The sequence below is a fragment of the Actinomycetospora flava genome (genome assembly GCF_037400335.1).
Classification (GTDB): Bacteria; Actinomycetota; Actinomycetes; order Mycobacteriales; family Pseudonocardiaceae; genus Actinomycetospora; species Actinomycetospora flava.
The window spans coordinates 479435-491679 of the sequence record NZ_JBBEGM010000001.1 but is presented as its reverse complement, the minus strand read 5'-3'; the positions used below and the strand labels follow the sequence as shown (position 1 = coordinate 491679).

The window sequence follows — 12245 nt, the reverse complement described above, 5'->3', positions numbered from 1 at the left end:
ATGCACGGCTACGCGGACAGCAAGGACGACCATCTGCGGCGGCTGCGGCGCATCGAGGGTCAGGTCCGCGGCATCGCGCGGATGATCGAGGACGACAAGTACTGCATCGACGTCCTCACCCAGGTGTCCGCCGCGACGCGCGCCCTGCAGAACGTCGCGCTCGGCCTGCTCGAGGAGCACATGGGCGGCTGCGTGGTCGACGCCGCGAAGGCCGGCGACGAGGAGGCGGCCGAGAAGGTCCAGGAGGCCTCCGCGGCCATCGCCCGCCTCGTGCGGTCCTAGGACCTCAGGCCCGCGCGGCCTCGACCCGGGCGCGCAGCTCGGCGGCGAGCGACTCCACGCCGCCGAAGCGCCGGTCGACGACGATCTGACCGAGCACGGCCAGCAGCACCGACGGCCACTCGATGAGCCCCAGGATCCCGGCGCCGAGGTAGAGCCCGTGGAGCACCAGGCTCTCCGGGGTCGGCGTGTGCGCCCGCACCCAGGCCTTCACGGCCTCCTCGTCGCCGGCGTCGAGCGCGGCGAGCAGGTTCGGGGCCTCCCAGGGCTCGGGGGCGGTCTCCGACGGCAGCGGGGGCGTGCGCGTCACCGTCTCGTCGGGCACCGCGGCGAGGTGCGCGCGGGCGGCGGGCGGAGCGGCGGTGCCGTCGGCCATGGGGTGTCCTCCGGGGATCGGCGGGGTGAACGCAGGGCGTACCCACCCTAGGCGGATCTCAGTGGGGGAAGAGGGGGTCGAGCGCGCGGCGGCGCTCGTCACGGTCGAGTCCGCGCAGGTCGGCGTGGCCGTGCTCGGTGACGACGACGTCGACGTCGTGGGACGCCGTGGTCACCGGGCGCGAGAGCCGCTCGACGCGCGTCGAGCGCCCGCGGTGGTGCGACGCGAGCGCGATCACCGACAGGCTGCGCGCCGCCCGGGCCGCGGCGGCCGCGTAGTCGGGGTGCCCGCCGATGCCGCCGACCAGGGCGGTCGCGGTGCCCTCGACGTTGACCTGACCGTCGTGGTCGATCTCCACCGCGGTGTTGACGGCGACCAGGGGCGGGTCGCCGCCGAGCCGCGCCGGGTCGTGGGTGTGCTCGATGCGGTGGACGACCGGGCGCCCGGCGCGCCCGCGGGCGTCCGCCCAGGCGTAGAGCTCGGGGGTGCCGACGAGGTAGGTCGCCACCGGGTCGCCGAGCAGCAGTCCCGCCTTCTCCAGCGCCACGACGCCGTCGCCGAGCAGCCCGGAGTCGGCGTGCACGCGCACCCCGGCCGCGCGGACCCCGTCGACCACCGCCGCCCCGAGCTGGCCGGGCGCCCACTGCAGGCGCACCCCGTCGCTGAGCAGGTTCGCGACGTGGCGGCCGACCGCCTCGTGCTCGGCGATGGGGTCGGCCGCGGCCACGACGTGCGGGCCGTCGGCGGCCTCGCCGAGCACGAAGACCTGCTCGTCGGGCAGCGGCGGACCGGACACCGCGCGGGGGAGCCCGGGGTCGAGGACGACGGCGATCGGCACGCCGAGGTCGATCACCGCGCGCACCCAGGAGGCCTCGCTGCCGAGCACCGGGCCGACCGGTCCGGGCGCGGCGGCCACGACGAGCAGGTCGGGGCGCAGCGCTCCGGCGACGAGGGCGGGCACGGCCGACAGGCGCGCCGGCACCGACCGGACCTGCCCGGCGTCCGCGGCGCGGCGCAGGCCCCAGCCGGGCATCACCGTGCGGGCGTCGGCGAAGGCGTCGAGCTCGAGCCCGTCGGCGGGGCCGGGGAGCCAACCGGTGACCAGGCGCAGGTCGCCGCGCTCCCGGGCGAGCGCGCTGAGCAGCGGGTACGCGGCGCGCGGGCTGCCGGTGCCGTCGGCCAGCGCGATCCGCGCACCCGGCCGGACCAGTGCCGCGAGGACGCGGCCGTCGAGCGCCATGATCGAAGCTTCGCACGTGAGTGGAATGGGTCGCCCCGGCGACCCATTCCACTCACATGCGCGCAGCGCCTCCCAGCACGCCGCGAGCGATGATCACCTGCTGGATCTGGCTGGTGCCCTCGTAGATGCGGAACAGGCGCGCGTCGCGGTAGAGGCGCTCCACCGGCACGCCGCGCATGTAGCCCGAGCCGCCGTGGACCTGCACCGCGCGGTCGGCGATGCGCCCGACGGCCTCGGAGCAGAAGTACTTCGCCGTCGACGGGCCCAGCGTGGTGTCCGAGCCGTCGTCGTAGGTGCGCGCGGCCTCCCGGACCAGCGCGCGCCCGGCGTGCCAGTCGGTCACCGAGTCGGCCACGAGACCCTGGACGAGCTGGTAGGCGGCGATCTTGTGCCCGCCCTGCTCGCGCTCCGTCGCGAACTCCGTCATCTCGTGCACCAGCCGCGCCGCCATCCCCATGCACAGCGCGGCGATGTGCAGGCGCCCGTGGGCGAGGCAGCGCATGGCGGTGACGAACCCGCGGTGGAGGCCCTGCTCCCCGCCGATGAGGTTCGCCTGTGGCACACGGACGTCGTCGAGGTAGACCTCGCAGGTCCACGACCCGCGCTGGCCCATCTTGGCGTCGTGCTCGGAGAACGAGACCCCGGCGGCGTCGGTGGGCACGAGGAACGTCGAGATGCCCTTGGCCGGCGAGGCGTCCGGGTCGGTGCGGGCGAAGACCATGAGCACATCGGCCAGCGGGGCGTTGGTGATCCAGCGCTTGGCGCCGGTGATCACCCACTCGTCCCCGTCCTGGACGGCCTTCGTCGTCAACGAGGAGGGGTCGGAGCCGGCATCGGGCTCGGTGAGCGCGAAGGAGGCGACGACCTCGCCGGTCGCCAGGCGCGGCAGCCACTCCTGCTGCTGCTCGGCGGTGCCCCCGGTGAGCAGCACCTGGCCCGCGATCCCGTTGTTGGTGCCGAACAGCGAGCGCAGCGACGGCGTGGTCCAGCCGAGCTCCATGGCGAGCTCGACCTCCTCGGCCATCGACAGCCCGATGCCGCCGAACTCCTCGGGGATCGCGAACCCGTAGAGGCCCATCGCCTTGCACTGCGCCCGCAGCTTCTCGGGGACCTCGTCGGCCGCCTCGATCTCGTCCTCGCGCGGCACCACCTCCTCGCGCACGAACTCGCGGACCGAGGACAGGACGTCGGCGAAGTCGGAGGCCTCCATGGGCGACACGGTGTCACGTTCCGCGGGGCTGCGCCGTCCACCTCTCGACACCCCGGACAAGGAGACCCATGGCCCGCATCCCCCTCGTCGGCGACCGCGACGCCGGCGTCCTCGGCCGCCTCGCCTACGCGCTTGCGCGCCGCCGGTTCGGCGAGGTCCCCGAGCCGTTCGCGGCGCTGCGCCACCACCGGCGGCTGTTCTGGACCGCGGCGGTGAGCGAGTCGCTGCTGGAACGGTCGTCGACGGTCCTGCCCGCCCGGCTGCGCGAGCTCGCGGTGTACCGCACGGCGACCCGCGTCGGCTGCTCGTGGTGCGTCGACTTCGGCGAGATGCTCTGGATCCACGAGGGTCTCGACGTCGACCACCTGCGCCGCGCCACCGCGGACGGCGCCCCCGACGACCCCGCCTTCGACGAGGACGAGCGCGCCGTCCTCGCCTACGCCGACGCGATGACCGCGCAGCCGATCACGGTCACCGACGCCCAGGTCGCCGACCTCGACGCCCGCCTCGGGCACGCCGGGCTCGTCGAGCTGACCCACCACGTGGCCGTCGAGAACCAGCGCGCCCGCGCCAACGCCGCCCTCGGCCTGCACGCGCAGGGGTTCGCCGACGCGTGCGAGGTCCCGACGATCAGGTCCTGATCTTCTCCGGGGTCATCACCACGTGCACGCCGATCGCCCGCCCGTCGGCGACGGTCAGCACCCCGACCATCGGCGGTGACGACGGCACGAGCATCCCCACCTCGCCGTTGACGGTGACCGTGCGCACCACGTCGAGGAGGTCCGGTCCCGCCTCCTCGAGGAGCGCGACGAGCAGGCGCGCGATCTTGTCGGCGCCGCGCACGACCCGCCGCGCGGCCTTGACGACGCCGCCGCCGTCGGTGCGCAGGGCGGCGTCGGGGTGCAGGACGGCGACCAGCGTCGGCACGTCGCCGGAGGCGAGCGCGGCGAGGAAGGCGTCGAGCACGCGGCGCTGCTCGGGCTCCCCGACGGGCGCCGGCAGCTCGCCGTCCCGCGCCGCCTCCCGGACGCGGCGCCGGCCCCGGTGCGCGATCTGGCGGGCGGCGGGCGCGGTGGTGCCGAGCACCGCGCCCACCTCGTCGAACCCGAGCCCGACGGTGTCGTGCAGCACGAGCGCGACACGCTGGTCGGGCGTGAGGTGCTCGAGCACGAGCATCGTGGCCATGCGGACGTCCGCGGCGGTGACGACGGCGTCGAGCACGTCGTCGGGCCCCGTGGTGAGCAGCGGCTCGGGCAGCCACGGCCCGACGTAGCTCTCGCGGCGCGCCGGCGCCGAGCGCACGCGGTCCAGGCACAGGCGCGCGACGGTGGTGGCCAGCCAGGCCCGGACGTCGCGCACGGCGTCGCGCCCGTCGGCCCCGAGCCGGTCCCAGCGCAGCCACGCGTCCTGCACGGCGTCCTCGGCGTCGGCCCAGGAGCCGGTCAGCCGGTAGCCGACCGCGAGCAGCGACGGGCGGTGCTCCTCGAGGGCGTCGACGGCGGCGTCCATCGGCGGCTACCGCACGCCGCGCATCGCCCGCCGGATCCACGGGCTGAGGGCGAACAGCGCGAGCCCCAGGACGATCGCCGCGGCACCGGTGATCCCGAAGTAGGCGCCCTCGGTCTCGGGGGAGTAGAAGCCGGCGAGCGTGCCCGCCAGCGCCGAGCCGAGCGAGACCGACAGGTAGAACAGCGCCACCGTGAGGTTCCGGAACGCGGCCGGCCCGACGCGGGTGGACAGCGAGAGCCCGACCGGCGAGAGGTTGAGCTCGGCGAGGGCGAAGACCAGCAGGATGAACACGATCGCGAGCACCGGCGTGGTGTTCACGCCGCCGCCGGCCCAGGGCAGGAAGAGCAGGAACGCCACGCCCATCCCCCCGGCGCCGAGGGCGAACTTGACGGGAGTCGACGGGGCCCGGTCGCCGAGCTTGGTCCAGAGCACCGCGAACAGCGGGGCCAGGACGATGACCCAGAACGGCTGGATCGAGTTCACCCACGCGATCGGCATCTCCCAGCCGAACAGGTTCCGGTCCAGCCGTGTGTCGGAATAGAGCGTGACGACGGTGAACTGCTGCTGGAACAGCGACCAGAAGACCACGCTGCCCAGCCACATCGGGATGAACGCCCGCACGCGGCTGCGCTCGTCGTCCTCCACCTCCGGACTGGTCAGCATGATCGCGAAGATCGCGATCGAGATCAGGGCGACGACGATCGCGACGCTCGTCGACAGCGTGGCGGCCGTCAGGATGCCGGTGGCGAAGCCGACGGCGACGAGCACCACGACGACGACCGCGACCACGGCCGGGCGCACCCAGGCGCCGGTGGGCAGCGGGTTCGGCACGACGGCTGCGCCGGCGGGCAGGCCGCGGCGGCCGAGGGTGTAGATCGTCAGGCCGATCGCCATGCCGATCGCGGCGAGCCCGAACGCCCAGTGGAACCCGGCGAGCTCCTGGGTCAGGCCGGTGAGCAGCGGACCGACCAGCGCGCCGATGTTGACGCCCATGTAGAAGATCGAGAAGCCGGCGTCGGCGCGCGGGTCGTTGCGGTCGTAGAGCGACCCGACGACCGTCGTCGCCGAGGTCTTCACCCCGCCGCTGCCCAGCGCCACCAGCACGAGGCCCACTGCGACCCCGAGGACCCCGGGCAGGACCGCGAGGGCGAGGTGCCCGGCCATCACCGCGATCGCGGAGCAGAACAGCGTCCGCTCCGCGCCGAGCAGCCGGTCGGCGACCCACGCGCCCACCACGGCCGCGAGGTAGACCAGGCCGCCGTAGGCGCCGATGATGCTCGTCGCGGACTCCTCGGGGAACCCGAGCCCGCCCTCGGCCACGGCGTAGTACAGGTAGTACGCCATGACGGCCTGCATCCCGTAGAACGAGAAGCGTTCCCACAGCTCCACCGAGAAGACGCTGCCGAGGGCCAGGGGATGGCCGAAGAAGCGGCGGTCGGTCGAGCCGGTGGTCGCCGGCGGGGTCGTCGTCACGGCGTGCAGGGTGCTCCTCGCCCAGTGCGATCGCCAGAGAACTCACCGAGACTTGATGTTTCCGTTCCCCGAAAGTCGTCACCGTTTCGTGTCGACACGCTGCGACGGAACGGGCACCCTGCGCCACCACGCACTGCCGCGTTCCGGAGGTGGGCACCGTGTACGTGCAGAACGACACCCCGCTCGGCGGGTCGCTGGCGCTGAGCTCGCTGGTCGCGGTGCTCCCGCTGCTCACGCTGTTCGTGCTGCTCGGCGCCCTGCGCGTGCGGGCCTGGCTGGCGTCGTTGATCGGCCTGGCGGTCGCGCTGCTCGTGGCGGTGCTCGCCTACGGGATGCCCGTCGGCCAGGCGCTGCTGGCCGGCACCGAGGGCGCGGTGTTCGGGTTCTTCCCGATCCTCTGGATCGTCATCAACGCGCTCTGGATCTATCAGATGACGGTGGTGACGGGGCACTTCGACGTCCTGCGCCGCTCGTTCGGCTCGGTGTCCGACGACCAGCGCGTGCAGGCCGTCATCATCGCCTTCTGCTTCGGCGCGCTGCTCGAGGCGCTCGCGGGCTTCGGTACCCCCGTCGCGATCTGCACGGTCATGCTCATCGCCCTGCGGTTCAGCCCGCTGAAGGCCGCGGTGGTGGCCCTGGTGGCGAACACGGCGCCGGTCGCGTTCGGGGCGATCGCCGTCCCGATCACGACGCTGGCGTCGGTGACCGGGCTGCCCGAGGAGGCCCTCGGGGCGATGGTCGGCCGCCAGACCCCGATCCTGGCGGTGTTCGTGCCGTTCGTCCTGGTCGCCCTCGTCGACGGGGCCAGGGGCCTGCGCGAGACGTGGCCGGTGGCGCTCGTCGCCGGGGTGGTCTTCGGTGTCGCGCAGTACGCGACGTCCAACTTCGTCTCCCTCGCGCTCACCGACATCGTCGCGGCGCTGCTCGCGGCGGGCGCGGTGGTGCTGCTCGTGCGGGTCCGGCCCCCGCGCCGTGCCGAGGTCCGCACGGACGCGCCGCAGGAGACCCGCGAGACCGTGACCGTCGGGTCCGGGGGCGGCGGTGACGCGACGGCCGACGAACCGGGGACCCCCCGGGCGCCCGAGGGCGCCGACCACGACGACCACACCCGGGACACCCGGCGCGACGTGGTCCTCGCCTACGCGCCCTACCTGATCATCATCCTGTTGTTCTCGCTCCAGCAGATCCCGGCCGTGGACGACGCGCTCGGCGCCACGACGACGAAGTTCGACTGGCCCGGGCTCAACGTCCTCACCGAGGCCGGGAAGCCGGTGTCCACGCAGGCCTTCACCCTGAACTGGCTCGAGTCCGCCGGCACGATCCTGCTCATCGCCGGCGTCCTCACCGCGCTCGTGCTGCGGCTGCGGCCGGGCGCGGCGGTCGCCGCCTACGGGCGCACGCTGGTGCAGCTGCGGACGGCCATCGTCACGGTGATGGCGGTGCTCGCGTTGGCGTACGTCATGAACACCTCGGGCCAGACGCTCACGCTCGGCGGTCTGCTCGCGGGGACCGGCGGGTTCTTCGCGGTGCTCTCGCCGGTGCTGGGCTGGCTCGGCGTCGCGGTCACCGGCTCGGACACGTCGGCGAACTCGCTGTTCGGTTCGCTGCAGGTCACCGCCGCCCGGGGCGCCGGGCTCGACCCGATCCTGCTCGCCGCCGCGAACAGCTCGGGGGGCGTGCTCGGCAAGATGATCTCGCCGCAGAACCTCGCGATCGCGGCGTCGGCGGTCGCGATGAGCGGGCGCGAGGGCGAGATCTTCCGCAAGGTGCTGCTGTGGAGCCTCGTGTTCCTCGCCGGGATGTGCGTGCTCGTGTATCTCCAGTCGACCCCGGTGCTGGGCTGGATGGTCGTTCCTGGCTGAGCGTGCGGGTGATGGGGTAGCTCCGTTGGACGGCACTTGGCGCCGCCCCACCCGTCGCGCGCGATCATGCGGGTACCTGGTGGTGTGATCGCTCCGCGCGGTCGCGGCAGCCGGCTCGCGCACGGAGGGGTGCATGGATCCGATCCTGATCGTGGTGGTGATCGCCGCGGCGGTGCTCGTCGTCGGGATCGTGCTCGTCGTCGTGGCGCGCAGCCGGTCGCGCTCGCGACGCGCGGCGCTGCGCAGCCAGTTCGGTGACGAGTACGACCGGGTGGTCGGCGAGTACGGCACCCGCGACGGCGAGCGCGAGCTGCGCGCGCGGCTCAAGCGGCGCCGCGAGCTGGAGGTGCGCGAGCTCGACGGCGGGGAGCGCGACCGCTTCGGGCAGGCGTGGGAGACCGCGCAGTCGAGCTTCGTCGAGAACCCGTCGACCGGGCTGCGCGACGCCGACCTGCTCGTCCAGCAGGTGATGCGCGAGCGCGGCTACCCCGTCGAGCGGTTCTCGGACCGCGCGAAGATGATCTCCGTCGACCATCCCGACCTCGTCGAGCGCTACCGCGCCGCGCACCGGGTGTCCACCGAGGTCGAGGACGGCTCCGCGGGCACCGAGGACATGCGCCAGGCGATGGTCGACCAGCGCTACGTGTTCGACGCCCTGCTCGCCGGCGGCGACGCGGCCCGGACGCGGCGGATGTGAGCGCGCCCGAGAGCCCGCCGCGCGTGCTCGCCGACCGCTACGAGCTCCTCGGGCTCATCGGGCGCGGTGGGATGGCCGAGGTGCACCGGGCGGTCGACCGCGAGCTCGGGCGCACGGTCGCGGTCAAGCTGCTGCCCTCGGAGTTCCGCGGCGACGCCGAGTACGGCGGGCGGCTGCGCGACGAGGCGCGCGCGGCGGCCGTGATCGACCATCCGCACGTGGTCGCCGTCCACGACGTCGGCGCGTCGGGCGGCGGCGAGGTCTTCGTCGTCATGGAGCTGGTCGAGGGGCGCACGGTGCGCGACGAGCTCCGCGACCGGGGCCGGCTGCCGGCCGAGGAGGCCGCGGCGCTGCTGGTGCCGGTGTGCGAGGCGCTCGCCGCCGCGCACGAGCGCGGCGTCGTCCACCGCGACGTCAACCCCGGCAACGTCATGCGCTGCACCGACGGCACCGTGAAGCTGATGGACTTCGGCATCGCCCGCGTCGCCGACGTCGAGGGGTTCACGAGCAGCGGCGTCGTCGTCGGCACCGCGGCGTACCTCTCGCCCGAGCAGGTCCGCTGCGACCCGCTCGACGGCCGCTCCGATGTCTACGCGGTGGGGTGCACGCTCTACGAGCTGCTCACCGGGCACGTCCCGTTCCGCGGGCCCAGCTCGGTCGAGGTGGCCTCGCAGCGCCTGCGCGAGTCGCCGGTGCCGCCGCGCGAGCTCGTCCGCGACCTCTCGCCCGACCTCGACGCGGTCGTCCTGCGCGCCCTGGCCCTCGAGCCCGCGATGCGCCACCACGACGCCCGCGAGCTCGCCGACGACCTCCGCCGCTTCGCCGCGACCGACACGACCCTGCGCACCGAGGTGATCAACCGCCCGGCCCCGTCGGACGCCGGCCCCACGGGCACCCGCCCCCAGGACGTCCCCGACGAGGGCCCCGACCCCGGCGAGACCGAACCCTGGTCGGCGGTCCGCCGCGTCGGCGTCGCGCTGATCGTCCTCGCCGTCCTGGTCCTCCTCGGCGCGGGCGCGTTCCTGCTCCTGGCGTAGTGCTCGTGTCAGCGACGTGGCGTCGCAGACACTGGACGTCCCTCACGCCACGCGCTCGATCTGGCGTTCGGCGGAGCGGGCTCAGGGCTGGCCGAGGCGCCGCAGCGCGAGCCGGCCGTCGGCGGGGCCCGTCTGCTCCCACGCCCCGGAGCCGACCGACCACGTGCGCCCGTCGAACGTGACGCTCTCGAGCGCCAGGCGCTCGGCGTGCGCGACGAGCCAGGTCGCGATCGCCCAGCCGGCCTCCGGCTCCTGCGCACCCGACAGGCGCCGGGTCCCGAGCTCCGAGGCGGCGAGCTCGGCGACCGCGCCGCTGCCGGGGTCGGCGGCCGGGGTCGCCGGGAGGTCGACGCAGGTCCACGACCCCGGCGCCTGCCCGAGCAGCGAGACGGCCATGAGGCGCGCCTCGGGCTCGTGGTCGGCGTAGGCCTCGGGGAAGCCGCTGCGCTGGACCGTCTGCGCGGCGACCGTGATGTCCATCGTCGCCCAGTTCGGCACCTGCAGCAGCGCCTCGTAGAACGCCGTCGACGAGTAGACGGGGTCGAGGATCTCCTCCTCGCTGCCCCAGCCCTGGCTCGGGCGCTGCTGGAACAGGCCGAGGGAGTCGCGGTCGCCGCCGCGCAGGTTGGCGAGCGTCGACTCCTGGATGGCGGTGGCGAGGGCGATCGTCACCGCGCGGTCGGGCACGCCGAGGCGCCGGCCGACGCCGGCGATCGTCGCCGCGCTGTCGGCCTGCTCGGGCGAGAGCGTCCAGGTGGCGGGCAGGCCGGGGGAGTCGGGCGGCGCGGTGATCGTGCAGCGCGGCCGCGCCCCGATCTCGCTCCGCGACAGCACCACGATCAACGTGATCACGAGCGCGAGGACCGCCACGACGGCGACGACGACCGCCGCGACCCCGGCGCGCGCGCCGATCGGGGAGCTCATGCGGGCGGGGTCCCCATCACTGCGGCGGCTCCGTCATCTCGGCGCGGTGCTCGGCGACCGACGTGACGACGTCGGTGAGGAAACGGTGGACGACGGCCAGTTCGGCGGGCGTGTAGCCGGCGAGGACGGCGTCGAGACGCGCGGCGAGCGGGCCGAAGAAGGCGCGCCCGACCTCGGCGCCGGCGGGGTCGTGGTGCAGCGTGACGCGGCGGCGGTCGGCGTCGTCGCGCACCCGGTGCACGTGGCCGAGGCGCTCCAGGCGGTCGACGGCCGCGGTCGTCGCTCCCGACGAGAGGCCGACCTCCTCGCCGAGCCGGCCCGGGGTGAGCGCGTCGCCCTCGCGCTCGGCACGCAGGACGGCGAGCAGCGCGGCCGCGTCGGTGCGGTGCAGGCCCTGCCCGGCGGCGAAGGTGTGGCCGAGCCGGCCCGCCTCGTCGGCGTAGTCCTGGAGGAGCTGCACGAGGTGCTCGCGCTCGCCGGTCACGTTCTGCATCGTATCGGGGGAGCGGGTAATCTCCATCATCGAGAGATTCCACGATGGAGGGATGTGGCTGTGACTTCCGTGATCACCGGCGCGACGGTCGCCGACCGGGTCCGGGCCGGGGCGTTGCTGGCCGGCGCGCTGCTGCAGGTGGTCGCGGGCGGCCTGGGCGGCTCCGGCGCGTTCGGGCTGTCGGTGGGGGTGGTGGCGCGCGAGAACACCACGGTCGTCATGCCCGTGCCGGCGGCGTTCTCGATCTGGGGCCTGGTGTACGCGGGGCTGCTGGTGCTCGCGGTGCGCGGGGTACTGCCCGGCCAGCCCGAGCGCGCGGTGCACCGGGCGACGGGCTGGTGGCTCGTGGCGTCGACGCTGCTCAACGCGGGGTGGATCCTCGCGTTCTCGGCGCAGGCGGTCGTGCTCGCGCAGGTGATCATCGTCGCGCTGCTCGTCGTGCTCGCGGTGGCGCTGGCCCGGCTCACCCGGCTCCCGGCGGCGGGCGCCGCGGACCGGCTGATGCTCCACGGTCCCGTGGCGCTCTACGCGGGGTGGGTGAGCGTCGCGACCGTCGTCGGCGCGGCCACCACCGGCACGTTCCTCGGCGCGCCGGGCGACCTGGCCGTGCTGGGCGCGCTCGTCCTGCTCGTCACCGGGGCGATCGCGTCCGGCGTCGTGGCCCGGGGCGCCGGCGCCGTGCCCTACGCGGCCTCGGTGGTCTGGGCGCTCGGGGCGATCGTGGCCATGGGCCCGCCGGTCGCCGTGGTGGTCGCGGCGCTCGTGGCCCTGCTCGCCGTCCTGGCCGTCGCCGCCCGCCGCGTCCTCACCGCCCCGCCCGGCGCCCGCGTCGCCGCCGCCTTCGGTTGAGGGCGTCGTCGGCAGCGTCGGCGGGGTGCGAGCGATGCGGCATCGCCGGCGTCCCACGCCAGGATCGCCACAGGCTCGCCGCGCGACACGCCGAGCGCCCCGAGCCGGCGTGATCAGGAGAGCGCTGTCCACGTCGAACGGCCTCCCGAGGTGCACACCGCACTCGTGATCATCCGCGGGCGTCCGCCCGCCCTGATCAGCGGGGACTTCGCGCGCGTAGAAGCAGCGAACACCACGTTCGCTGCGTCACCACCCCCGAACCCCGCGCCGTCGGCACACGGAGGACCGGCGTGGTG

General features: G+C 74.7%; 13 protein-coding genes. 6 read left to right on the top strand and 7 right to left on the bottom strand.

Annotation, left to right across the window (positions count from 1 at the left end; genetic code table 11):
• Entirely contained in the window at positions 1-282 is a 282-nt protein-coding gene (locus tag WCD58_RS02385) for a metal-sensitive transcriptional regulator (protein WP_133829807.1), read from the top strand.
• Between the two features lie 4 nt (positions 283-286).
• Here WCD58_RS02385 and WCD58_RS02380 read toward each other — a convergent pair whose 3' ends face one another.
• Genes WCD58_RS02380 through WCD58_RS02370 form a run of 3 tightly spaced genes read right to left on the bottom strand, consistent with a single transcriptional unit; the run spans position 287 to position 3105 of the window.
• Positions 287-655, bottom strand: a complete 369-nt coding sequence (locus WCD58_RS02380; protein ID WP_337699075.1) for a hypothetical protein — start codon at positions 653-655, stop codon at positions 287-289.
• A 58-nt stretch (positions 656-713) separates the two neighbouring features.
• Positions 714-1895, bottom strand: coding sequence for an acetyl-CoA hydrolase/transferase C-terminal domain-containing protein (locus WCD58_RS02375; RefSeq protein ID WP_337699073.1), 1182 nt, complete (start codon positions 1893-1895; stop codon positions 714-716).
• A gap of 52 nt (positions 1896-1947) precedes the next feature.
• The gene (locus WCD58_RS02370; RefSeq protein WP_337699071.1) at positions 1948-3105 is read right to left on the bottom strand and encodes an acyl-CoA dehydrogenase family protein; all 1158 of its coding nucleotides are present in this window, start codon (positions 3103-3105) and stop codon (positions 1948-1950) included.
• Positions 3106-3173: 68 nt separating this feature from the next.
• Here WCD58_RS02370 and WCD58_RS02365 point away from each other — a divergent pair, with 68 nt between their 5' ends.
• The gene (locus WCD58_RS02365) at positions 3174-3746 is read left to right on the top strand and encodes a carboxymuconolactone decarboxylase family protein (RefSeq protein ID WP_337699069.1); all 573 of its coding nucleotides are present in this window, start codon (positions 3174-3176) and stop codon (positions 3744-3746) included.
• Here WCD58_RS02365 and sigJ read toward each other — a convergent pair.
• Together sigJ and WCD58_RS02355 are read right to left on the bottom strand one after the other, a co-directional pair.
• Complete coding sequence (gene sigJ, locus WCD58_RS02360) at positions 3736-4614, bottom strand: RNA polymerase sigma factor SigJ (protein WP_337699068.1); 879 nt, start codon at positions 4612-4614, stop codon at positions 3736-3738. The two genes, WCD58_RS02365 and sigJ, sit on opposite strands and share 11 nt — an antisense overlap.
• A 6-nt stretch (positions 4615-4620) precedes the next feature.
• On the bottom strand, positions 4621-6087 hold the full coding sequence (locus WCD58_RS02355; RefSeq protein WP_337699067.1) for a peptide MFS transporter: 1467 nt from the start codon (positions 6085-6087) through the stop codon (positions 4621-4623).
• A gap of 158 nt (positions 6088-6245) precedes the next feature.
• Here WCD58_RS02355 and WCD58_RS02350 point away from each other — a divergent pair, with 158 nt between their 5' ends.
• The 3 genes from WCD58_RS02350 to WCD58_RS02340 all read left to right on the top strand — a co-directional run bounded on the left by WCD58_RS02350 (position 6246) and on the right by WCD58_RS02340 (position 9683).
• A complete protein-coding gene (locus WCD58_RS02350) occupies positions 6246-7949 on the top strand; it encodes an L-lactate permease (RefSeq protein WP_337699065.1) in 1704 nt (567 codons plus the stop codon).
• A 133-nt stretch (positions 7950-8082) separates the two neighbouring features.
• A complete protein-coding gene (locus WCD58_RS02345; RefSeq protein ID WP_337699063.1) occupies positions 8083-8646 on the top strand; it encodes a hypothetical protein in 564 nt (187 codons plus the stop codon).
• The gene (locus tag WCD58_RS02340; protein WP_337699061.1) at positions 8643-9683 is read left to right on the top strand and encodes a protein kinase domain-containing protein; all 1041 of its coding nucleotides are present in this window, start codon (positions 8643-8645) and stop codon (positions 9681-9683) included. Before WCD58_RS02345 ends, WCD58_RS02340 begins: the two co-directional genes overlap by 4 nt.
• A gap of 81 nt (positions 9684-9764) precedes the next feature.
• Here WCD58_RS02340 and WCD58_RS02335 read toward each other — a convergent pair whose 3' ends face one another.
• The gene (locus WCD58_RS02335) at positions 9765-10607 is read right to left on the bottom strand and encodes a hypothetical protein (protein ID WP_337699058.1); all 843 of its coding nucleotides are present in this window, start codon (positions 10605-10607) and stop codon (positions 9765-9767) included.
• A gap of 16 nt (positions 10608-10623) precedes the next feature.
• Positions 10624-11091 carry a MarR family transcriptional regulator gene (locus WCD58_RS02330; RefSeq protein WP_337699056.1) on the bottom strand — a complete coding sequence of 156 codons (468 nt, stop codon included), beginning with the start codon at positions 11089-11091 and terminating at the stop codon, positions 10624-10626.
• A 69-nt stretch (positions 11092-11160) separates the two neighbouring features.
• Here WCD58_RS02330 and WCD58_RS02325 point away from each other — a divergent pair, with 69 nt between their 5' ends.
• Positions 11161-11949, top strand: a complete 789-nt coding sequence (locus WCD58_RS02325; protein WP_337699054.1) for a TspO-related membrane protein — start codon at positions 11161-11163, stop codon at positions 11947-11949.
• The last annotated feature ends 296 nt before the right edge of the window (positions 11950-12245 follow it).

What these genes read in the sequence shown, in the direction of transcription:
- WCD58_RS02385 (WP_133829807.1), top strand. Translation starts at nt 1, where the DNA reads ATGCACGGCTACGCGGACAGCAAGGACGACCATCTGCGGCGGCTGCGG.
- WCD58_RS02335 (WP_337699058.1), bottom strand. Translation starts at nt 10,607, where the DNA reads ATGAGCTCCCCGATCGGCGCGCGCGCCGGGGTCGCGGCGGTCGTCGTC.
- WCD58_RS02345 (WP_337699063.1), top strand. Translation starts at nt 8,083, where the DNA reads ATGGATCCGATCCTGATCGTGGTGGTGATCGCCGCGGCGGTGCTCGTC.
- WCD58_RS02380 (WP_337699075.1), bottom strand. Translation starts at nt 655, where the DNA reads ATGGCCGACGGCACCGCCGCTCCGCCCGCCGCCCGCGCGCACCTCGCC.
- WCD58_RS02375 (WP_337699073.1), bottom strand. Translation starts at nt 1,895, where the DNA reads ATGGCGCTCGACGGCCGCGTCCTCGCGGCACTGGTCCGGCCGGGTGCG.
- WCD58_RS02365 (WP_337699069.1), top strand. Translation starts at nt 3,174, where the DNA reads ATGGCCCGCATCCCCCTCGTCGGCGACCGCGACGCCGGCGTCCTCGGC.
- WCD58_RS02370 (WP_337699071.1), bottom strand. Translation starts at nt 3,105, where the DNA reads ATGGAGGCCTCCGACTTCGCCGACGTCCTGTCCTCGGTCCGCGAGTTC.
- sigJ (WP_337699068.1), bottom strand. Translation starts at nt 4,614, where the DNA reads ATGGACGCCGCCGTCGACGCCCTCGAGGAGCACCGCCCGTCGCTGCTC.